The following is a 22,538-nucleotide window of genomic DNA, read 5'->3' as shown; positions in this document are numbered from 1 at the left end:
CGGTTCTTCAGCTCAGCGCTTCGCCCGTGGTCTCTCGGGCGAGCAGGCCCATCAGGACAACTGCCACAACGACGAGCAGCCCCGTGAGGATGAATGTCAGGGTCAGTCCGAGCACGGGCCACATGAACGCACCGAACACAATCGGAGCAATTCCGGTCGCAATTCTCGAGGCGGCCGACGCCCATCCGAATCCGGATCCCCTCAGACGAGTCGGATACAGCTCGGAGACGTAGGTGTAAAGGGTGGGAATTGCTATCTGCACGACGAAGCCGAAGCCGATGATGCTGGCCTTGGCCACGAATGTCAGTTCCGAATCCGAGGCTTCGATGAACACTGCAGCGCCGACAAGCAGGACGACAGAGACGATCGAGGTCACTCCGAGCACCCATTTTCTGCCCAATCTCTCGACGATCAGGGCGGAGACGATGACGCCGAGGATGCCCACCGCTGTCATCGATCCGGTGACCATGAACGCCGACTGGTCACCCAGTCCCTGCTCCTTCAGGATGTCAGGCAGCCATGTCAGGGCCGCGTAGTAGACTAACAGCACGGGATGAAGAGGGACCAGGAGACGAAAGTCGTCTTTGCCGAATACTGCCACAGCTGCACCAGCTGTCCGCTGGCGGCGCGGAGCTGTTGATTGACGGAGGTGGTCATTCCTGCAGGTTCGGGGGTGGTCGAGCCGGCAGTGTCAGCACCGCCGGAAGTGCAGGAAGTGCCGGCAGTGCTGGAGGTGCCGGCAGTGTCGGCAACGCCGATGTCGGCGCCCGAATGCCTTCGATCCCCGTTCGGTGATTCATGGGTCCATGTCGTCACCTCGGCGCCGGTGCGCTCGACGAGTCTGGAGATGATGGCGTCGGCTTCTGCATAGCGTCCTACGGAAGCGAGATAGAGCGGTGATTCGGGAATTCCGAATCGCACTGCAACGGTCAGCAGTGCAGGCACGATCATGACGAGCATGATAAGGCGCCAATCCCCCACATTCAGCAGTGAGGCGGACACGAACGCACACAATGAGGCTCCGATCGGCCACCAACCGTCCATTGCAGTCAGAACGCGCCCGCGATGCTTCTTGGGAGTGAATTCCCCGACGAGGGCATAGTCGACGGGGATGCATCCACCGAGTCCGAAACCGGCGAGGAATCGGAACAGGATGAACCAGCCGAATGCCGGCGAGAAGGCCCCTGCGACCGTGAAGACGGAGAAGACGAGGAGCGTGAGCGTGAATGCCTTCTTTCGCCCGATCACGTCGGCGATGCCGCCCCAGACGAAGGCGCCCAGTGCCATTCCGATCAGGTTGGCGGTGGCGATCCAGGCGGCCTGACCAACGCTCAGGTTCCAGTAGTCGCTGAGGAGCGGGATGAGGAAGCCGTTGAGAGCAACGTCCCAAGCATCGAACATGAATCCGAGCCCACCGATGACGAAGATGGCCCCTTGGGTTCGCCACCGCCATGGGAGGTTGGCGACGACTTCGGAAGCGGTCGGCACGGACGCCGAGGGTGCAGCAGACACGAAGACAGAATACATCGTTTAGCGCACAATTGCGCAAAATCGTCCGAGTGTTGCGCGTCAACCTCTCCGAGTGCGTCGAGCCTCGGGTAAAAACGCCCAGGATCCGACCCCGAACACGACGATCCCCGTCGGCTTCGGCAAAGGAAACCGACGGGGATCGTCAGTGAAACAGCCGCAGCCTGCGGCTCGGACCGATCAGGCCAGACGAACCATCCAGTTGTTCTTGTCTTCAATCCGTCCGTACTGGATGTCGAGCAGAGTCCTGCGGAACTCCATGGTCTTGGCTCCCGGCTCTTCACCGTGATCGATCGTGAAGTCATTGCTGACGACGCGGCCGATCGGTGTGACGACCGCCGCGGTGCCACAGGCGAAGGCTTCGACGATGTCGCCGTTGGCAGCCCCTTCGCGCCACTCTTCCACAGTGATCCTGCGCTCCTCCGGCTCGAGACCCAACTGCGGAGCCAGGTCGAGGAGCGACCGGCGAGTGACACCATCGAGGATCGAGTCGCCGAGTTCCGGCGTCAGGAGGCGGCCGTCCTTCGTCACGAGCATGAGGTTCATGCCGCCGAGTTCATCGATGTACTTGTTCTCCGCCGCGTCGGTGAACAGCACCTGCTGGCAGCCCTGAGCAACAGCTTCGTTCGTCGGTACGAGCGAGGCGGCGTAGTTGCCACCGCATTTCGCGAAGCCGGTGCCTCCAGCGCCCGCACGATTGAGCTTCTGCGACAGCCAGATCGAGACCGGCTTGATGCCGCCCGAGAAGTACGGTCCGGCCGGGCAGGAGATGACGTAGTAATCGACTTCATGGCTTGAGCGCACGCCGAGGAAACGCTCGGTGGCGATCATGAATGGCCGCAGATACAGGCTCGACTCGTCGGCCGCCGACTCGGGAGTGGGCACCCACTGCTGGTCGAGAGCGACCAGGGCCTTGAGCGACTCGATGAAGTCCTCTTCCGGCAGCTGCGGCAGTGCGAGCCGTTCGGCGGACTTGTTGATGCGAATGGCATTCCGGTCGGGGCGGAAGGTCCAGATCGAACCATCGGCGTGACGATAGGCCTTGAGGCCCTCGAAGATCTCCTGCGCATAGTGGAACACGGCCGCCGCAGGATCAAGCTGCAGCGGCGCATACGGCTGCACCTGGTGTGCGTGCCAGCCGTCATCCAGGGTGTACCGGACGTGCGACATATGATCCGTGAAGTAGAGCCCGAATCCGGGGTCCTTCTTGATGTTCTCGCGCACCAGCTCGGGTTGCGGCTGCATGTTCTTGAGAACGGCAAAGTCAGTCATTAGAACTCTTTTCTCATTTGTGATGAGTGACACTCTCAGCGTAGTCCATCGCCCCGATGCTCACCGCACCGGGGTGATGGCTGCGAAGCCACTCGGCCGCGCCGTCAGCTCAGGCGGGCAGCGATCGCGTCGCCCACCTCGGCGGTGGATCGCTTGGTCCCGTCACGATCGGCCAGATCGGCCTCGACGGCGGCTTCGATCGACTTCGCCACGACCTCGAGCCCCAGGTTCGAGGCCATGAGAGCGCCGGAGAGGATCGAGGCGGTCGGATCGGCGATCTGCTGGCCGGCGATGTCCGGAGCCGATCCGTGGATGGGCTCGAACAGACTGGGCGCGGTGCCTTCGACATTGAGATTGCCCGAGGCCGCCAGACCGATGCCGCCGGTCACAGCCGCGGCAAGGTCGGTGAGGATGTCGCCGAACAGGTTGTCCGTCACGATCACGTCGTAGCGCGAGGGGTCGGTGACCATGAAGATCGTGCACGCGTCCGTGTGCTCGTAGTTGAACTCGACCTCTGGGTATTCGGCGCCGACCTTCTCGACCACTCGGCGCCACAGGTGACCGGCATGGACCATGACGTTGTGCTTGTGGACGTAGGTGAGCTTCTTGTTCCGCGCCTGCGCACGTTCGAAGGCATCGCGGACTGCTCGTTCCACGCCGTACCAGGTATTGACGGAGACCTCGGTCGCGACCTCGTAGGGCGTATCGGTGCGCACGGATCCGCCCATTCCGGTGTACGAGCCCTCGGTGCCCTCACGGACGACGACGAAGTCGACCTTGCCCGGATCCGCCAGCGGACTGGAGATCCCGGAGAAGAGCTTCGAGGGGCGCAGGTTGACGGCGTGGCTGAGCCCGAAGCGCATCTTGAGGATCACGCCGCGCTCGAGGACGCCCGATGGTACGCTCGGGTCTCCGCAGGCGCCGAAGAAGATGGCATCGTGGCCACGCAGCGATTCCAACTCCTCGTCCGTGATCGTCTCGCCGGACTCATGCCAGCGGCTGGCGCCGACGTCGTAATCGGTGAGATCGAGTTCGACCGGTTCTCCGGACACCTCGATGGCGCGCTTGAGGACCTTGAGTCCTTCGGGGACGACCTCGTTGCCGATTCCGTCGCCGGGCATGACCGCAATTGAGAACTTCATAGTCACAGATTAGAACTCATCTCACCATGCAACCAGCCCGTCCTACGATACGGACAAGGGTCACGTCTCGGCGCCGACGGATCCCGCCATCCACAATTTCACGTCTCAATCTTCGTTCCTGACTACAATTTCCGACTCAGAGAGCCGAAGATGGGAGGAGCACTTCACGCCCCGAGAGAAAGTCGATCATTGACAGATACGATCCGCAATGCCCGAGCCGCCGCACTTCCCGCGAAGCTCTCCCGATCCTGGCTGCTGGTCAATGCGGCCAAGGAGGAGATCTTCACTGCGGCGCAGGTCTCCGAAGCGGATTCCGTCATCTTCGACCTCGAGGCCTCGGTCTCCGATGACCAGAAGCTCATGGCCCGCGACAATGTCGTGCGTGCCCTCGAGAACGGCATGTCAGCCTGGGTCCGGATCAACAAGATGGACTCGGAGTTCTGGGACGACGATCTCGCCTCCATCGCAATGCTGCCCGGGCTGCGTGGCGTGATGCTGCCCGAGACCGAGCGCCCCGAGCAGGTCTCCTACACTGCAATGCGCGCCAAGGCGGGCCTGCCAGTCATCGCACTGCTCGAGTCCGCGATGGGCGTGGAGAATGCCACCAAGATCGCCGAGGCGCCTGGCACCTTCCGCCTCGCCTTCGGAACGAACGACTTCCGCAAGGACACCGGCTTCTCCGGGGACTCGATGGCGCTGGCCTACGCCCGGTCGCGACTGACCATCGCCTCGCGCATGGGCGGGCTGCCCGGAGCCATCGACGGCCCTTCCGCGGCCGGTGCCGACGATGAGCAGGTCAGCAATGACGCCGAGGTGACTCACATGATGGGCATGACCGGAAAGCTCGTGCTCAACGTCGATCAGGTCGTCACCCTCAACGAATCGATGAGCCCGAGCGAGGACGAACGCGACTGGGCCCGCCAGATGCTCGCGGAAGCCGAGGGCGGCTCCGAGATCACGGATGGCTCCTACCTCCCGCGTCTGACTCGCGCGAAGAAGATCGCCTCCCTGGCCTCGACCTACGGTCTCTGGAACGCCTGAGCCGCAGACAGCTTGAGGTATACCGACAGTGGCGGTCCGTCAGCCGGCGTGGCTCCTCTGGTCGACCCTGCCCGCAGTCCTACTCGTCGTCGCCTTCGGCCTGTGGCTGCACAGCAACGTCTCGGGTCCCACCTCCATCGATCAGGGTTGGCTGAACCTCGTCGGGCTCGAACCCGACACCGTCCCGTACTGGATGGCGGTCACCCTCGCTGAGGTGGGTGGGGGCACCGGTGCGGTCGTCTGCACCGGCCTGCTGGCTGTGATCTTCGTCCTGCTGCGACGGTTCCGTGCCGCCGGTGTCCTCGTGACCACCATGCTCTTCGGGATCGCGCTGTCCGAAATCCTCAAAACGGTGGTCACCCGGGTACGACCCAGTGAACAGCTCTATGACTCCCTGGGCTATTCGTATCCCTCCGGCCATTCCATGGGCGCCGCGGCGTTGGCCGTGGCGCTCGCGTTCATCTTCTCCCGCGCGCACATGCTCCGGTTGGCTCATGTGGGCGCGGTTCCGCCGCTGGCGATCCCGTCCGAAGACGAGGACGACCCCGCTCCTGTCAGCGCCGGCCTCGACGACTCGGCCCTCACTGATGATTCCGGGGCCGCTCCGACCGAGATCGCTCCCCCGCTCGAACCGGTGCGCCTGAGGTTCCACTGGTCGATGGTCCTCGCATGTGCGTGGGTCCTGCTGATGATGTGGTCACAGCACTGCAGGTGCACTGGCTCTCCGACACGATCGCCGGGGCACTCATCGGCATCTCGGCCGCGGTCCTGGCCGACGAGCTGTGGACCTGGGTGACGCTGAGGACCCGTTCACCTCAGCTTCAGGGGTGAACGGGCAGCTGCAGAAGCTTCAGAACGGGTCCTGTGCGATCTGCTGTTTCCAGTCGAGCTCAGTCCTCGCTCAGCGACACTCCGCTGAATGCCGAGGCGTTGACCGCTCCCGCCACGGCCTTGACGACTTCCTCGGACACCGCCGAGTCGACCGCCAGAACGGACAGCGCGTCATTGTCGGTCGCCGAGGGCGAGACCTGCATGCCGGCGATGTTGATCTCATTGGCGCCCAGCGCCTGGCCCAGCTGACCGATGATGCCCGGACGGTCCTCGTAGCGGAAGATGAGCAGGTTGTCGGTGAGTTCGATCTCGAGGTCGAAGCCGTTGACCTCCGTGAGCTTCTGCACGAGCTTCGGTCCGGTCACTGTCCCCGAGACCGAGATCCTCTGCCCTTCGCTCGTCGTCGCCGTCAGCCTGGTGACGTTGCGGAAGGCCTCGCAGTACGGGTCGGTGACGAGTTCGACGCCGATGCCGCGCTCCTCCGCCAGCAGCGGTGCATTGACATAGGACACCTGATCGGACACGACGTCCTTGAACAGACCCTTGAGCGCCGAGAGCTTGAGGACGGACACATCCTTATCGGCGATCTCGCCGTTGACCTCGACCTTGAAGTGTGTGACCGAGGAGTTCGCGAGCGAGTTGACGACACGGCCGAGCCGTTCGGCCAGAGGTATGCCCGGGCGCACGTCCTCGTGGATGGCTCCGCCGGCGACGTTGACCGCATCGGGAACGAGCTCCCCGGCCAGTGCCTTGCGCACAGACTTGGCGACGGCGACGCCGGCCTTCTCCTGTGCTTCGGCGGTCGAGGCGCCGAGGTGGGGCGTGACGTTGACGGCATCGAGTTCCATGAGCGCCGAGTGCTCCGGGGGTTCGGTGCTCCACACGTCGATGCCGGCACCGCCGACCTCACCGGCCGCGACCGCCTCGGCGAGCGCGTCCTCGTCGATGATGCCGCCGCGGGCGACATTGATGAACCTGGCGTCCTGCTTCGCGGCTTTGAATTCCTCGGTGCTGATCATGCCGATCGTCTCAGGAGTCTTGGGCATGTGGACGGTGACGAAGTCACTCACGGCCAGCAGACCCGGCAGGTCGACGACCTCGACGCCCATCTGCGCGGCCCGTGCCTGGGTGATGTAGGGGTCGTAGCCGACCAGCCGCATGCCGAAGGCCTTCGCGCGTTCGGCAACGAGACCGCCGATGCGTCCGAGCCCGACGATGCCCAAGGTCTTCTCGTAGACTTCGACGCCTGTGTACTTCGAACGCTTCCACTCCCCCGCCTTGAGGGAGGTGTTGCCAGCTCCGAAGTAGCGTGCGGAGCCGAGGATGTGGGCCATCGTGAGCTCGGCCGCGGAGACGACGTTCGAGGTCGGTGCGTTGACGACCATGACTCCCGCCGAGGTGGCTGCCGGGACGTCGACATTGTCAAGTCCGACGCCGGCACGGGCGATGACCTGGAGCTTCTTCGCGACGCCGATCGCCTCGGCATCGACCTGAGTCGCGGAGCGAACGAGAATCGCGTCGGCGTCGACGATGTCCGTGAGCAGCGCAGATCGGTCAGCGCCGTCGGTGTGACGGATCTCGAAGTCCCCTCCGAGGGCATCGATGGTGGCCGGTGACAGATTTTCGGCGATGAGCACGATGGGCTTGGGCACTGAGTTCCTCCTGAAGCGTGTGGGACGCGTCCATCTTATGAGACTTTGTGAATGTCTTCACAAGGTCTCAAACTCTGGGAAGTAGGTCTTCGCGTATGCCTTGTCCGCCACAGCTGAGGTGCTCGCTGAAGTGCTCGCGAATTCTGTGTGATGAGGAGTTCGCTGTTCAGAATCCGTTGGGCGAATACGGCATCCGGCCCAAGTTGAACATCGAGCTGGCGCGCACTGCGGCACCGGGTACGTTCTCGTCGATGCGTCCGGCCCGGGCGAGGATCACGGGATCGGCTCCGCCGAAGTAGAGGGACCCGAGTTCGGCGATGCCCAGGCCCAGGTCGGCGGGCGTCGAGCCCGAGGCGACCTCGACCACGGCGTTCTCGCCATCCGAGGTGATCGTGTACCGGCCGCCGGCCAGATCGAGGGAATCATCGATCTCGAGTACCAGGGTGCCGGGCACATACCAGGGTCTGGCCTCGAGCGCCGCCTTGACGTCGAGGATCCGGATCCAGATGTTGTCCTCGGTGGACACGGTGCGCACTCGGCGAGAGTCCGTGAGCAGCCACGGCAGCGGCGAGTCCTCTGCCGACTCGCCGAAAGTCACCCGCGTCGAGAGGTCGATCGCGGCCAGGAATGACCACAGTGAAGCGTAGGCTGCGTCGGTGACCGCGACGAAGTCGACGATCTCGATCGTCGGCGGGCTCTTCGACCACCCCGCGAATTTGTAGGAGACATAGCCGTCGGGTTCGCCCTGTTCGTCGAAATGCAGCGCCGCGCGCACACCGCGGTCGGCTTCGCCGGTGTCGGTGTTCAGCGCTCCGGTGGCGCGTTCGATGTAGGTCTGCTGCCGCTCCATCGCGCCCGGTGAGGTGCGCATGAACTCGCCGTAGATCTTCGGCGCCAACTCGCGCAGCTCGCTGGGCAGGCACATCTCCACCCGACGGTCCGGTTCGTGGAGCATCTTGAATCCGGGTGAGGTGTCGACCTCGATCGCGTGCGCCCAGGTGGCGACGCCGAATCCGAAGCGGGAGTAGATCCCGCCTTCCGTCGCGGTCAGTGCCGCGAAGGGGTACCCCTCGGCCTTCGCCTCGGCGAGGTCTGTCGTCATCAGCGACCGCAGGAGTCCGCGCCTGCGGTGGGTCGGCCTCACGGTCACCCAGGTGATCAGGTGCCCGGGAACCAGGCGTCCTCCGCCCACATTGACCAGCTTCTCGAACCACGCGAAGGTTGCCACGGGGACGCTGGAGTCAAGGGCGTGCGCATACTCCTGCCGGGCGTAGACGGCGGTGAGGTTCCGACCGTCGGCGATGGCGCGCCGGACACGGTTCCTCAGTGCATCATCGGTCGACCTGGAATCGTGGAATCCCACACTCGTCGACGCGAAGTAGGCCTTCGTACGCTCGTCGGGGGCGCCTGTCGACTCGTCGAAGGCGGGCTGGAAATTCTCGAACCTGTAATTCGTCACGCCTCCCACAGTAATTCACATCACTGACGTTGCGTGCGCGACTGCGGGCGCACTCGAACACAGACCAGCCCGCCGAGGCGGTTCCCACGAACGGCGAAAAACCCCGAGAACCGTGTGGTTCCCGGGGTTTTTCGGCTCTGTGCCCACCTCGGCACAGGCGATGATCCGCGCCTGAAGAACGAGGCGTCGGTCGCAGATCAGCGAGCGGCAGTGCCCTCGGTGTAGTCGTCCTCGGAGTCCTTGAGCCAGGCGAACATCTTGCGCAGCTCACGACCGGTCGACTCGATCGGGTGCGTCTCCTCCTTCGAGCGCAGCTCCTTGAATTCCGAGGCGCCGTTCTTCTGATCGTTCATGAAGCGCTCGGCGAATTTGCCGTTCTGGATGTCGGCGAGGACGGCTTCCATGTTCTTCTTCACGTCAGGGGTGATGACGCGGGGCCCGGAGACGTAGTCGCCGTACTCAGCGGTGTCCGAGATCGACCAACGCTGCTTGGCGATGCCGCCCTCGACCATGAGGTCGACGATGAGCTTGAGCTCGTGGAGCACCTCGAAGTAGGCGATCTCCGGCTGGTAGCCGGCCTCGGTGAGAACTTCGAAGCCGTACTGCACGAGGTGGGAGGTGCCGCCGCAGAGCACGGTCTGCTCGCCGAAGAGATCCGACTCGGTCTCCTCGGTGAAGGTGGTCTTGATGCCACCGGCGCGCAGTCCGCCGATTCCCCGGGCGTAGGAGAGCACCAGGTCCCAGGCCTTGCCTGAGGCGTCGGCCTCGACAGCCACGAGGACGGGCACGCCGCGGCCGTCGACGTACTCGCGACGCACGACGTGGCCGGGGCCCTTGGGTGCGACCATGATGACGTCGACGCCCTCGGGAGGCTGGATGTAGTCGAAGCGGATGTTGAAGCCGTGGGCGAAGAGCAGAGCATTGCCGGGTGTCAGGTTCGGCGCGATCTCCGAGTTGTAGATGTCGGCCTGGATCTGGTCGGGTGCGAGGATCACGACGAGGTCGGCCCATTCGGAGACCTCGGCGGGAGTTCCCACTTCGAGGCCTTCGGCCGCGGCCTTGTCGCGGCTGGCGGAGCCTTCCTTGAGTCCGATGCGGACCTCGACGCCGGAATCGCGCAGGCTCAGCGAGTGCGCGTGGCCCTGGCTGCCGTAGCCGATGACCGCGACCTTCGTGCCCTGGATGACGGACAGATCTGCGTTCTCGTCGTAATAGCGTTCTGCTGCCATGGTTCTTGCTCCTTCAGAGGTTCGGGGTACTCCCATTGTTTCACAGTTCGGTACTGCTGTTCATTTGTTGAGACGGATCTCGTTCCACGAAGTGGAACGCCAGCCGTCCGGGTCGCGAGTGCTCAGTCGCGTAGCTTGCGAGTACTCGGCCGTGCGGTCCGCGAGGGTTCAGTCGCGCGGGATGCGTGCGCTCAGCCGCGCAGGGCTCGATCGGTGATCGACTTCGAGCCGCGGCCGATGGCCACGGTGCCCGACTGGACGATCTCCTTGATTCCGAAAGGCTCGAGGACCTCGCGCAGTGCTTCGACCTTGTCGAGTTCGCCGGTGGCTTCGACGCTGACGGAGTCAGGTCCGACATCGATGATCTTGGCCCGGAACATCTCCACCGCCGCCGCTACCTGGGGACGGGTCGTGGCATTGGCCTTGACCTTGTAGATGATGTGGGCTCGGCGCACAGACGAACTCGGTTCGAGCTCGACGATCTTGATGACGTTGACCAGCTTGTTCAGCTGCTTCGTCACCTGCTCCAACGGCACATCCTTGACGTCGACGACGACCGTGATGCGAGAGAGTTCATCGTGTTCGGTCACACCGACGGCGAGGCTGTGGATGTTGAAGCCGCGGCGGGCGATGAGGCCGGTGAACCGGGTCAGGACACCCGGCTTGTTCTCGACCAGGACTGAGAGTGTGTGCCGGTTGTTCATTCCAGGCCTCCTTCGATCTGGGCCACGGAGCGAACCGTGCCGTCTTCTTCCGTGCCGGCGTCCGTGATCTGACTCTCGGCCTGTTCGTCGTCCTCACCGTCGAAATCGGGACGGATGCCGCGTGCGTATTCGATCTCGTCGTTGGAGACGCCTGCGGCGACCATCGGCCACACCATGGCGTCCGGCGGGACCGTGAAGTCGAGGACGACCGGCCGGTCATCGGTCTCGAGCGCCGTTGTGATCGCGGCGTCGACGTCGTCGTTGCGCTCCACGCGCAGGGCCTTGCAGCCGTACGCCTCGGCGAGCTTGACGAAGTCCGGGACCCGGGTCGTCTCGTGTCCCGTGTTGAGGTCGGTGTTGGAGTACCGGCCGTCGTAGAACAGGGTCTGCCACTGGCGGACCATGCCCAACGACGAGTTGTTGATGATTGCGACCTTGATCGGAATGTTGTTGAGCGCGCAGGTGGCAAGCTCCTGGTTGGTCATCTGGAAGCAGCCGTCACCGTCGATGGCCCACACCACGCGGTCCGGTTCCGCGACCTGCGCACCCATGGCTGCGGGCACCGAGTACCCCATGGTGCCGAGCCCGCCGGAGTTCAGCCACGATTTGGGGCGCTCGAACTCGACGAACTGAGCGGCCCACATCTGGTGTTGGCCGACCCCTGCCGTGTAAACGGCATCGGGTCCGGTCAGTGCCGAGATGCGCGAGATCACGTACTGCGGATCGCAGAGTTCGCCGTGCGTGTCGTAGCCGAGAGGGTAGGTCGCCCTGAGACGGTTGAGGAAGCGCCACCAGGGTTCGCGCTGGCGTTCCAGGGCCTTGGGGAACTTGTTCCGCAGTTCGGTGAGCATCTCGGCGAGGACTTCGCGGGCGTCGCCGACGATGGCGACCTCGACCTCGCGGTTCTTCCCGATCTCCGCCGGATCGATGTCGGCATGGATGACCTGGGCGTTCGGCGCGAAGGAGTCGAGGTTGCCGGTCACCCGGTCGTCGAACCTCGCCCCGATGGTGATGAGCAGGTCCGACTTCTGAAACGCAGTGACCGCGGGCACGCTGCCGTGCATTCCGGGCATTCCGATGTGGAGCTGGTGCGAGTCGGGGAAGGCCCCACGGGCCATCAGGGTCGTGACCACGGGAATGTTGGTCGCCTCGGCGAGTTTGAGCAGCTCCTTCTCCGCCTGTGAGCGGATGACGCCGCCGCCGATGTAGAACACGGGCCGCTGGGCCCCGGAGATGAGCCGGGCGGCCTCACGGATCTGCTTCGCGTGGGGCTTGAGGATGGGACGGTACCCGGGCAGCTGCGGCTCTTCGGGCCAGACGAAGGGCGCGGTGCCGGTCTGTGCGTCCTTGGTGACGTCGACGAGCACCGGTCCGGGCCGCCCCGTGGTGGCGATGTGGTGGGCGTTGATGATGGCCGAGGGGATGTCCTCGGCCTTGGTGACGAGGAAGCTGTGCTTGGTCACCGGCATCGTCATGCCCACGATGTCGGCCTCCTGGAAGGCGTCGGTGCCGAGCAGCTTCGAACTCTGCTGACCGGTGATCGCGAGCATCGGGACCGAGTCCATGTGTGCGTCGGCGAGCGCCGTGATGAGGTTTGTCGCGCCCGGGCCCGAGGTCGCGATGCACACGCCCAGCTTGCCCGAGGCGGCGGCGTAGCCCTCGGCCGCGTGTCCGGCGCCCTGCTCATGGCGGACGAGGATGTGGCGGATCCTGTCGGTCTCGAACAGCGGGTCGTAGGTCGGAAGGATGGTGCCGCCGGGAAGGCCGAAGACCGTCTCGACCTCGAGGCGCTCGAGGCTGCGGACGATCGCCTGCGCGCCGGTGAGGACCTCAGGGGTCGTATTGCGTCGAATGCTGGACGGGGTCGCGGTCACCGGGGGTGCGCTGGGCACGGTGCCGGCTGCCGCTGACTGGGCCGAGGGCGTGGCTGCCATCGTTTCGTATCCTTCCTAGTGATCCTCTTTGTCTCCACATGAAAAAAGCCCCTCCGGTTTCGGTAGGGGCGCGCGGAACGTGTCGTGTTGACAGGCTACGGATGATCCGCGCGCTGGCTAATAACGACGACAAGAAGGTGAGTCATGGGTCAATAGTTCACCTCCCGCAATCAGCGTGTCAAACGATGCAATGGATCGTCTCGGTGTCTGAGACCGCAGCGGCTTGAAGCGTGAGACCTATCCGGGAGGAAGGCAAAGCTTGTTGCGCGAACCATGGACTGGGACACGCGGCCCGACTAGGCTCTTGAAGGTGCGTCCCCTCTTACGATTCTGGCCCGATCTGCGCTCCCGCATCGGCGTGTACATTGCCGTACTCGCGCTGACTCTCCTGGCCAACGCCATCCAACTGGTCATCCCCCTCATCACCGGCCACATCATCGACGGACCCATCGCCGACCGTGAGCTGTCGGGCCTGTGGCTGCCCGTGCTCGGCGTCCTCGCCATCGGTATCGCCGAGGCGGTGGCGCTGTGGGGTCGCAGAATCCTCGTCGCACCGGTCGTCGCACAGTGGGAGATCACCTGGCGCTCACGCCTCTTCGAACGCCTGCAGTACACCTCGGTGGCCGTCCACGACTCCTGGGAGTCGGGACAGCTGCTCTCGCGCGCGATCAACGACCTCTCTCAGCTGCGCCGCTTCTTCGCCTTCGGGATCCCCTTCCTCGTGGCGACCCCGCTCGTCATCATCATCGGCACCATTGTCCTCACCGTCCTGCAGCCGGTCTTCGGGCTGATCATCCTCATCATGGCGGTGCCGACCGTGGCCACCGTGACGGTCTTCGAGAAGAGGTACCGCACGGTCTCCAGGCGCTCCCAGGACACCGTCGGCGAGATCACCACCGAGGTCGAGGAATCGATCCAGGGGATCAGAATCCTGAAGTCCTTCGGCCGCTCCCCCTGGGCGGCGCAGCGCTTCTCCCGCCTCTCGCGGAGATTCCAAGGACTCGAGGTGCGCAAGGCGAAGCTCGACTCCTGGTTCTGGAGCGTGCTCATCCTCCTGCCGACTCTCGCCCAGGCCGCCATCGTGGCGGTCGGCACCTGGGGCGTCGTGCAGGGGTGGACCACGATCGGCACCGTGGTCGCGGCGGTGACCATCTCGATGGTGCTGAGGATGCCGATCGAGATGCTCGGCTTCCTCCTCGCCGATGCCCTCATGGCCCTGACCGCCGCGGCCAGGTATTGGGAGGTCATCGACATCAGGCACGACATCACCGACGCCGACGGCCGGATCGAAGACACACCCGATGTCGGGCGCTACACGGGGGAACTGGACTTCGCGGATGTCGACTTCCACTTCGCCGATACAGACCGCGACACCCTGCGCAGTCTCGATCTGCACATCGATCCCGGCCAGACCGTGGCGATCGTCGGACCCACCGGATCGGGCAAGACGACGCTGGCCTCCCTCATTCCCCGCCTGCAGGACGTCACGGGCGGCAGTGTGCGCATCGACGGAACGGACATCCGGGACCTGCCCGTCAACGAGGTGCGCAATCTGGTCTCCGTCGCGTTCGAGGATCCCATCCTGTTCTCCACCTCGGTGGCCGAGAACGTGAGCATGGGCGCGCCCGGGGTCGACGAGGATGCGATCTGGCAGGCCCTGGAGATCACGGCTGCGAGGGACTTCGTCGAACGCCTGCCGGAGGGACTCGACACTCAGGTCGGCGAGCAGGGCCTGTCCCTGTCCGGCGGCCAACGTCAGCGCTTGGCCCTGGCTCGGGCGGTGATCGGCCAACCCCGCATCCTCGTCCTCGACGACCCACTTTCCGCGGTCGACGTCGATACGGAGGATCGGGTCCAACGTGCGCTGCGGGAGATTCTGCCCGATTCGACGACGCTCATCATCGCCCACCGCCCCTCCACCTCGGCGCTGGCCGATGCGGTCGCGGTCCTCGACGGCGGACGGATCGTCGCGCTGGGCACCCACGAGGAACTGCTCGAGTCCTCGCCGCTCTACCGCGAACTCATGGGCGCGTCGGCTGTGACACAAGGACGCACAGCGGCCGTGCCAGCCGGACGTTCCTCGGCCGGGCCCGCTGCGACCGGACAAGCCACGAAAGGAGGTGCGCAGTGAGCACTCCACGCCTCGATGAGGATGAGCTCGAGCAGCTTCCTCCGGACATCGCGAAGAAGGCTCGGGCACTGCTGTTGTCGCTCGTCCGCCCGCACCTGCCGATGGCGATCTTCCTGTTCGTCATCGTCGTGCTCACCGCGCTGTTCCTCGTCATCGGCCCGATCTTCATCGCACAGGCTCTCGATGAGGGTGTCCCACAGGCCGTAGACGGTGACCCGGGACCGCTGATTCGGGCTGTGTCCGCCTTCGTTCTCTCGGCCGTCGGATCGGCGGTGCTCGCATTCACCTCGACGAGGCTGGTCGGCATCACGGCGCAGAAGGTGGTGTACCGGCTTCGGTCGAGGCTCTTCCGCCACATCCAACGTCTCGACCTGGGGTATCACGAACGGTCGACTTCGGGTCGGCTGGTGTCACGTCAGACCTCCGACATGGAATCGGTGCAGCAGTTCCTCAGCTACTCGCTCTTCGACACAGCCCTCGGGCTGTTCGAGATGACGTTCATCGCCGTCACCCTCATCGTCCTCGATGTGCCTCTGGCGATCGTGGTCTTCCTCGGGTTCATTCCGCTGTTCTTCATCACGAGGGCCGCGCACAGCTCCCAGCGCAGCGCCTACCGAAGGACCCGGACGTCGATCGCGAAGGTCATCGTCCACTTCGTCGAGACCATGGGCGGCATCCGCGCGGTCCAGGCCTACCGCAGGCAGCCCGATCGCCGCGGAACACTCAGGGACGAGGACACTCAGTACCGTGATGCCAACACCGATGCCCTGCGCGGCGTCGCCTGGTTCGCGGGCTGGACACGGCTGGTCGGCAACGTCACGCAGACGGTCATCATCATCGTCGGCGCGTGGCTCGTCATCGAGGACTGGACTCAGATCGGCGTGCTCGCGGCATTCATCCTCTATCTGCGCCGGTTCTACGGACCACTCGACGAACTCGTTCAGTCATTCAACCTCTACCAGTCCGCGTCGGCCGCGCTGGAGAAGATGGCCGCCGTCCTCGACACCGACCCCGAGGTGGTGGAACCGGTCCGGCCGAAGACTCTGCCCGCGCACGCCTCGGGCCAGTCGGGGAGCTCCTCTGGGCAGCCGGGGAACGGGCGCTCGATCGACCTCAATCATGTCCGCTTCTCTTATCCGGACGGGCCCGATGTCCTCCCCCGGTTCGACCTGCGAATCCCCGCGGGCCAGATCGTCGCGCTGGTCGGTGCCACGGGAGCCGGCAAGTCGACCCTGGTCAAACTGGTCACCCGGTTCTACGACCCCACCGAGGGCAGGATCACCATCGACGAGGTGGACCTGCGTGACCTCGACGATGCTCAGCTGCGTTCGAGCATCGTCATGGTCACCCAGGAGTCGTTCCTGTTCGCCGGCACGATCGCCGACAACATCCGAATCGGCAATCCCGACGCCCGCGATGACGAGGTCGTCGCCGCCGCCGCTGCCGTCGGACTCGACGAATACATCCTCAAGCTGCCCGAGGGGTACGAGACGGATGTGAAGAAGCGCGGCGGCCGGCTGAGCTCAGGGCAAAGGCAGCTCGTATCGTTCGCGCGCGTGTTCCTGGCCGATCCTGACATCGTCGTCCTCGACGAGGCGACCGCGCACCTCGACATCCCCTCCGAACGCCTGGTCCAGAAGGCCCTGGCGACGGTCCTCGAGGGACGCACCGCGATCATCATTGCCCACCGCCTGTCCACCGTCGAAATCGCCGACCGTGTCCTCGTCATGGACTCCGGGCGGATCATCGAGGACGGCTCCCCCGAGGACCTGATCTCCGGGACGGGAAAGTTCGCGCAGCTGCACAAAGCGTGGCGGGACTCGCTGGTGTAGGGGCACCGCCGTGAGCAGATGACTTCTGCTACCCCAACCTGCGAAACGACTCCACCTGCACGATGCTTTTGTGGGTTCACGTATCCGATGACTGCGCGACTCGCGCATTGACCAGTCGGGCAAGCTCCGTGAACTTCTGCCGCCGGAAGAGATCCTTCCAGAAGATCCTCACCACGTGGTATCCGAGAGACCTCAGTTGCCGCTCACGTTCGCGCTCTCTGTCGAAAGCCGTTCTGTGGTCACGATCGTTGAGGAAATATTTGGCTCGCCCGTCGAACTCGACGATGATCATCGCCTGCCGATGGAGAAAGTCAACCCGGGCCACGAATCTCCCCTGAGCATCCCTCACGTCGACTTGTGGCACGAAGCCGAGGATCTGGTTTTCGAAGAACCGCACCGCGACCATCGACTCGGCCGGTGACTCCCTGAGCGGATCCATCAAATCGATCGCAGTGATCAAACGGTTCTTATTCCTCATCTCATTTGCCGTTTCCATGACGTTGAGAAGTTCCCCGTTGGTCACAAGATTCCGGCGCAGTGCATTGTCGAGCATCGGAACACTGACATCTAGGCTGTAGTCACGAGCGATGTCAATGAGAGTCCTTGCAAGGGAAGTGACGGCGACATCTCCGATTCTGTCGACGTGTTCAGGCGGGAGCTTCCGCTTCCGAACGAGCAGATTAGTATGACGCCGACTGATTTCCGGTCGCATCACCTCAACACGTTCGTCGACCGGACGAGAGACCTCCAACTCCCAGAGGAGGGCTGCGGAGATATGAGAGAAGACTTCACTGCGCAAATTGCCACTCGCAACCTGCCTCAGGCTGTTGACCCTGTTAGCCCGTGCCCTGATGAGAATCTTCAGTCTTTCGAAGACGTCGCGGAAGTCGTTCTTCAGCTCAAGCAGGCTCGATTCTTCTTGGTCTATTGATTCCCAAATTCGTCGGTGACGTTCGTCTTCACACCTGCGCCGGACTGCAAACCGACCGCGGGCTACGCGCTCCAAGCAGCAGTCGGCCGCCCTACGAACCTCACGATCTGAGAATCCGAGTCTGAGCAGGCTGGCTGTGTCGAATACTTGGTACATGCACCAATAATGCATCTATTAGCATCAAATGACAATAAACATCGCTACAAAGGTTTGCTTCGGCTACCCCAACCGGCAAGACGACTCCACCTGCACGGTGCTTTTGCAGGTTCGGGTGCCCGACGACTGGCTCGGCCAGTGCGAGCCTTCAGCCGCGGACCAGTGGGACGAATCGATACCAGCCGTGCCGCGTGATGGCGACGTCGTCCTCTTCGGTGCCGGAGCGCTCGACCCTCAGCATCTCACCTTGAACCGGGATGACCATGACGCCGCCCAGCGCCAGCTGGCCAACGAGCTCCGCCGGCAGAGTCTCTGCTCCGGCGGAGACGAGGATACGGTCGAAGGGAGCAGCCTTCGGCAGGCCCAGGACGCCGGCGGTCGCGGCCATGACCTCAACAGTGCCCAGGTCATTGAGGTCCGCGCTCGCCAGGCTCAGTGACTTCCGGGCACGCTCAATGAGCGGCTGCTGCCTCTCCACCCCCGTTACATGACCGTTGCGACCGACGAGGACGCCGAGGAGTGCGGACGTCCATCCGGATCCCGAACCGATGTCGAGTACGCGATCACCAGGCTGCGGATCCAGGAGCCTGAGCATGTCGGCAACCGTGCTCGGCTGCGAATTCGTCTGACCGTGTCCGATCGACAGCGGCACGTTGCTGGAGGCGGAATCTCGCTCTTCCTCCGGCAGAAACAACTGCCGGGGCACCTGGGAAAAGGCCTCTGTGACCGAGACCTGTGGATGTGCTGGTTCCATGGTGACCTCCGATCCGGTGGTCTCCACATTACTCCCACCGAGTATCGTTGTCCCGTGACGAATACAGATCTTGAGCGCGCGAAGTCCCTCATCACTTCGATTCCCGACTACCCGGAGCCGGGTGTGAACTTCCGTGACATCTCTCCCCTGCTTGCCGATGGTGCCGCAATGCGTGCCGTCACCGAGGCGCTCATCGCACCGTTCGAGGGACAGTTCGACATCGTCGGAGGCCTCGAAGCCCGCGGATTCCTCTTCGCCGGAACCATCGCAGCGATGACCGGAGTGGGCATTCTGCCCATTCGCAAGGCCGGCAAGCTCCCCAGACCGGCGGCAGCGGCGTCGTACTCACTCGAGTACGGGACGGCCACGATCGAAGGGCCCGACGTGCTCAATGAGGGCGAGCGCGTTCTGCTCGTCGATGACATCCTGGCCACGGGAGGGACGCTCACGGCCGCTCAGGCGCTCGTGGCCGACCTCGGTGCACGCGTCGTCGGCTCGGCCGTCGTCCTCGAACTCACCGACCTCGGCGGCCGGTCACTGACCGGTGATGTGCACGCCGTCTTCGCCGACTGACCGCAGCTGATCCTGCACGTCGATTGCGGCCTGAGTCATGTGCCCAGCAAGCTCACTCTCCCGCGGACTGTCCTCTAAGTATTCGCACGTTCCGACGCTGACTCTTCCCCCGGTTGCCACGTTGTTTCGCCCCGCCGGTGCCTGACCTGCTGACCACATGAAGGTCCACGGTCCGGAGGTTCCGCTGTCGACTCGGTCGATGACGGCCATAAGCCGTATCGCAGCATTCGCAGTGTCATCGAGGCGCGAATGGACCTCAGCCACTCGGTCGCCGTCGATGCTGATGCTTGACAGCTCCTGAGACAGCGGCCGAAGCGCGGAGGCGAGCCTGTTCTGTGCATGCGCCGAGTAGGGAACGCCGCATCCCAGGCGAGCGTCTGTACGCAGTCGCAGCTCTCGACGTCCGGCTCACCCTTGAGAACCACCAAGAGGTCTGGCGAGTTCAACATCAGCTGTCGGTGGTAGTCATCGAACCCGTCCCCGACGTCGCGGTTGAGCGTCGATGGACCGCTCAGCTCTTACACCGTTCGACTGCTCTCCGGCCCGGCATGGGTCGACTGCGCCACCGAAATCCGACCGACATCGTCTCGGTCACACCTGGGAATACTGGTCTTAGGCCATGGCGTTGTAGGCTCGCATAGGCACCACTCCTGCGGTGGCCGGCAGTCCGGACCATGGAAGCCGGCATCCCGAGAGAACACAACCCGTGACGAAAGGCGGCACCATGACGGTTCCCACACTCACACTCAACGACGACAAGACCATCCCACAGCTGGGCTTCGGCGTCTTCAAGGTCGATCCCGAGGAGACCGAGCGCATCGTCACCGACGCCCTCGAGGTCGGCTACCGTCATATCGACACGGCCGCTGTCTACGGCAACGAGGAAGGTGTCGGGCGCGCCATCGCGAAGTCCGGCATCGCCCGCGATGAGCTCTTCGTCACCACGAAGCTGTGGAACGACCGCCACGGTGCCGAGGAGTCGAAGCGCGCCCTGGGCGAGAGCCTCGAGAAGCTCGGCCTCGACCATGTCGACCTCTACCTCATCCACTGGCCGACTCCGGAGAACAACAACTCCGTCGAGACCTGGGAGGCCTTCCCCTCCTACCGCGATCAGGGGCTGACCACCTCGATCGGTGTGTCGAACTTCGACCACCGCTACCTGCCGGCGATCCTCGACACCGGGATCATCCCCGCCGTCGACCAGATCGAGTGCCATCCGCAGTTCCAGCAGGTCGAGACCCGTCCGCTGCTGACCGAGCACGACATCAAGGTCGAGGCCTGGGGTCCCCTCGGGCAGGGCAAGGTCGACTACGCGGACACGGTCATCGGTGAGATCGCATCGGGCCACGGCAAGTCCTGGGCCCAGACCATCATCCGCTGGCACCTGCAGCGCGGACATGTCGTCTTCCCGAAGTCGAACAATCGCGACCGCATGGCCCAGAACTTCGACGTCTTCGACTTCGAACTCACCGACGCCGAGGTGACGGCCATCGATTCGCTGGAGAACGGCGGTCGCGTCTCCGGTGATCCCGCCGGCGTGAACTGACATGCACTGTTCAAGGCCCGCCGAGGAGCATCATCGCTCGCCGGCGGACCTTGTCATTGCCACGGGCCGGGCCTGTCGTTCCCACCGGGCCTTGTCATTGCCACCGGGACCTGTCATTGCCACCGGGCCGGACTGTCAGCTCAGCTGACGGATCGGCTCCCCCGCCATCCACGCGGCGATGGCTTCGACCGCCTGAGTGAAGAAGATCCGATAGGTCTCGTCGGTGACGTAGCCCAGGTGCGGGGTCAGCACGGTCCTCGGAGCGCTGCGCAGCGCATGGTCGGACGGCAGAGGTTCGGTGTCGTACACATCGATCCCCGCGCCCCGGATACGACCGGCCTCCAGCACGGCCACCAGAGCCTCCGTATCGACGAGGCCCGCCCGTGAGGTGTTGACGAGGATGCTCGTCGGCTTCATCAGCGACAGCTCCTCGGCAGCGACGAGTCCGCGACTGCGTTCGCTGAGTTTGTAGTGCACGGTGAGGACGTCGGATGTCGCGAAGAGTTCCTGCTTGCTCACAGCTTCGACTCCGACCTCCGCGGCACGGGCCTCGTCGAGGTTCTGGCTCCAGGCCACGACGTCCATGCCGAAGGCGGCCCCGACCCGGGCGACCTGGGCGCCCAGCCTGCCCAGACCGATGACGCCGAGGCGATGGCCGAGCAGGTCACCGCCGACGGTGGACTGCCAGCCGCCGGAGCGCACTGCAGCGTCTTCGGTGGGGATGCTGCGCAGCACGGAGAGGATGAGTCCCCATGTCAGCTCGGGAGTCGCCGAGGTGGTCGACTCGGTCCCGCAGACCACGATCCCCTGCGCTCGTGCCGCGTCCAGATCGATGGACGCATTGACTCGGCCAGTGGTCACGAGCAGTTTCAGATCCCGCAGCTGCGACAGCCGGGCCGCGGAGAAGAGGGTGCGCTCACGCATAGCCACGACAACCTCGGCGCCGGAGACGACACGCATCAGATCCTCGGTGTCGCGGATCGGGCGGGAGACGAATTCGACCTCGGCCCCAAGCGTGTCCCACTCCGCATATCCTGATGCCACACTCTGGTAGTCGTCGAGCACAACGATGCGCATGCCTGCCCCTCCTCGGACGCCGTGGGAATCGGGAGTCATCCCTGACGTCCATCGTATAGCCGATAGGCTGGGCCGGTGAGTGCACCGATCATCCTCAGACAACGCGGCGGTCCCGTCATCACCATCATCGTCTGGGCGTTCCTCGCACTGATGATCCTCGACGCGATCGTGCGCGACGCATGGGACACGGTCGGCACGTTCCTGCCACCACTGGCGCTGATCGGATGGCTCGTCTTCGTCCTTCTGTGGCGCCCGGCCCTCATCGTCGGAACCGAGCAGATCATCATCCGCGAGATCCTCCGCACCACCACCGTGCCCTTCGCCGCCATCAGAGACATCAGGCTGAGCACTGTCGTCTCGATCATGGCCACGGCACCCGACGGGGCCACGCGCACCCACCGCCCGTGGAATGCTCCCGGGATGCCGCGCCGCAAGATCGACTCGGGCCTGACCGGAGGCACACGACCGGAGTCGATCGACAACCATCCGGCCGTCGAACTGCTCCGACGCTGGGAAAACCACGGCTCGGCCACGGGCACGGGCACGGCCACGGGCAGCGCGGTCGAAGGCACAGTCGATGGCGATGCCGGTGCTGGGGCCGGCGCTGGTGGTGATGTCGGCGCCGGGAGTGATGTCGGCACTGGTGGTCAGGGACCTGAGACGACGACAACGGTGTGGAACCTCGGCGTCGTCGGTGTCACCCTCATCCTCGTTCTGCTCGTCATCCTCGGCAGTCTGCAGCACCTT

General features: G+C 64.3%; 17 protein-coding genes and 1 pseudogene. 6 read left to right on the top strand and 12 right to left on the bottom strand.

Annotated features, from left to right (window positions below; all coding sequences use genetic code 11):
• Window positions 1-7: 7 nt before the first annotated feature.
• The 3 genes and pseudogenes from BKA07_RS19930 to BKA07_RS09195 form a co-directional block, all read right to left on the bottom strand.
• A pseudogene (locus BKA07_RS19930) lies at window positions 8-1,527 on the bottom strand (MFS transporter).
• A gap of 180 nt (window positions 1,528-1,707) precedes the next feature.
• Window positions 1,708-2,799, bottom strand: coding sequence for a branched-chain amino acid aminotransferase (locus BKA07_RS09200; RefSeq protein ID WP_167950640.1), 1,092 nt, complete (start codon window positions 2,797-2,799; stop codon window positions 1,708-1,710).
• Between the two features lie 104 nt (window positions 2,800-2,903).
• The gene (locus BKA07_RS09195; protein ID WP_167950639.1) at window positions 2,904-3,941 is read right to left on the bottom strand and encodes a 3-isopropylmalate dehydrogenase; all 1,038 of its coding nucleotides are present in this window, start codon (window positions 3,939-3,941) and stop codon (window positions 2,904-2,906) included.
• A gap of 189 nt (window positions 3,942-4,130) precedes the next feature.
• On the opposite strand from BKA07_RS09195, the gene BKA07_RS09190 reads away from it, so the two are divergent.
• The gene (locus tag BKA07_RS09190) at window positions 4,131-4,982 is read left to right on the top strand and encodes an HpcH/HpaI aldolase/citrate lyase family protein (protein ID WP_167950638.1); all 852 of its coding nucleotides are present in this window, start codon (window positions 4,131-4,133) and stop codon (window positions 4,980-4,982) included.
• 28 nt (window positions 4,983-5,010) lie between these two features.
• A complete protein-coding gene (locus BKA07_RS19790) occupies window positions 5,011-5,778 on the top strand; it encodes a phosphatase PAP2 family protein (RefSeq protein WP_167950637.1) in 768 nt (255 codons plus the stop codon).
• A gap of 94 nt (window positions 5,779-5,872) precedes the next feature.
• Here BKA07_RS19790 and serA read toward each other — a convergent pair whose 3' ends face one another.
• From serA to BKA07_RS09160, 5 genes are all read right to left on the bottom strand, one after another.
• A complete protein-coding gene (gene serA / locus BKA07_RS09180; protein WP_167950636.1) occupies window positions 5,873-7,465 on the bottom strand; it encodes a phosphoglycerate dehydrogenase in 1,593 nt (530 codons plus the stop codon).
• Between the two features lie 166 nt (window positions 7,466-7,631).
• Window positions 7,632-8,924 carry a GNAT family N-acetyltransferase gene (locus BKA07_RS09175; protein ID WP_167950635.1) on the bottom strand — a complete coding sequence of 431 codons (1,293 nt, stop codon included), beginning with the start codon at window positions 8,922-8,924 and terminating at the stop codon, window positions 7,632-7,634.
• A 197-nt stretch (window positions 8,925-9,121) separates the two neighbouring features.
• A complete protein-coding gene (gene ilvC / locus BKA07_RS09170) occupies window positions 9,122-10,153 on the bottom strand; it encodes a ketol-acid reductoisomerase (RefSeq protein WP_167950634.1) in 1,032 nt (343 codons plus the stop codon).
• A 191-nt stretch (window positions 10,154-10,344) separates the two neighbouring features.
• Window positions 10,345-10,857 (bottom strand): acetolactate synthase small subunit, encoded by a 513-nt coding sequence (gene ilvN, locus BKA07_RS09165; RefSeq protein ID WP_167950633.1) that lies wholly within the window; start codon window positions 10,855-10,857, stop codon window positions 10,345-10,347.
• Entirely contained in the window at window positions 10,854-12,791 is a 1,938-nt protein-coding gene (locus BKA07_RS09160; protein ID WP_209043919.1) for an acetolactate synthase large subunit, read from the bottom strand. The genes ilvN and BKA07_RS09160 overlap by 4 nt, the downstream gene beginning before the upstream one ends.
• A 310-nt stretch (window positions 12,792-13,101) precedes the next feature.
• On the opposite strand from BKA07_RS09160, the gene BKA07_RS09155 reads away from it, so the two are divergent.
• Window positions 13,102-14,922: an ABC transporter ATP-binding protein gene (locus tag BKA07_RS09155; protein WP_342449143.1), complete on the top strand. Its 1,821-nt coding sequence runs from the start codon at window positions 13,102-13,104 to the stop codon at window positions 14,920-14,922.
• Window positions 14,919-16,754 carry an ABC transporter transmembrane domain-containing protein gene (locus BKA07_RS09150; RefSeq protein WP_167950632.1) on the top strand — a complete coding sequence of 612 codons (1,836 nt, stop codon included), beginning with the start codon at window positions 14,919-14,921 and terminating at the stop codon, window positions 16,752-16,754. Before BKA07_RS09155 ends, BKA07_RS09150 begins: the two co-directional genes overlap by 4 nt.
• Before the next feature lie 76 nt (window positions 16,755-16,830).
• Here BKA07_RS09150 and BKA07_RS09145 read toward each other — a convergent pair whose 3' ends face one another.
• Window positions 16,831-17,841, bottom strand: a complete 1,011-nt coding sequence (locus tag BKA07_RS09145) for a DUF559 domain-containing protein (RefSeq protein ID WP_167950631.1) — start codon at window positions 17,839-17,841, stop codon at window positions 16,831-16,833.
• Window positions 17,842-17,989: 148 nt separating this feature from the next.
• Complete coding sequence (locus BKA07_RS09140) at window positions 17,990-18,595, bottom strand: protein-L-isoaspartate O-methyltransferase family protein (protein WP_167950630.1); 606 nt, start codon at window positions 18,593-18,595, stop codon at window positions 17,990-17,992.
• Between the two features lie 54 nt (window positions 18,596-18,649).
• On the opposite strand from BKA07_RS09140, the gene BKA07_RS09135 reads away from it, so the two are divergent.
• Window positions 18,650-19,168, top strand: a complete 519-nt coding sequence (locus BKA07_RS09135) for an adenine phosphoribosyltransferase (RefSeq protein WP_167950629.1) — start codon at window positions 18,650-18,652, stop codon at window positions 19,166-19,168.
• Window positions 19,169-19,892: 724 nt separating this feature from the next.
• A complete protein-coding gene (locus BKA07_RS09130) occupies window positions 19,893-20,714 on the top strand; it encodes an aldo/keto reductase (RefSeq protein ID WP_167950628.1) in 822 nt (273 codons plus the stop codon).
• A gap of 135 nt (window positions 20,715-20,849) precedes the next feature.
• Here BKA07_RS09130 and BKA07_RS09125 read toward each other — a convergent pair whose 3' ends face one another.
• Both BKA07_RS09125 and BKA07_RS09120 read right to left on the bottom strand, forming a co-directional pair.
• Window positions 20,850-21,791: a D-2-hydroxyacid dehydrogenase family protein gene (locus BKA07_RS09125; RefSeq protein ID WP_167953046.1), complete on the bottom strand. Its 942-nt coding sequence runs from the start codon at window positions 21,789-21,791 to the stop codon at window positions 20,850-20,852.
• A 35-nt stretch (window positions 21,792-21,826) separates the two neighbouring features.
• Window positions 21,827-22,363, bottom strand: coding sequence for a hypothetical protein (locus BKA07_RS09120; protein WP_167950627.1), 537 nt, complete (start codon window positions 22,361-22,363; stop codon window positions 21,827-21,829).
• Window positions 22,364-22,538: the final 175 nt, after the last annotated feature.

The organism is Brevibacterium marinum (assembly GCF_011927955.1).
Lineage (GTDB): Bacteria > Actinomycetota > Actinomycetes > Actinomycetales > Brevibacteriaceae > Brevibacterium > Brevibacterium marinum.
The sequence above is the reverse complement of the archived record's forward strand: the minus strand, read 5'-3'. Positions and strand labels throughout refer to the sequence as shown.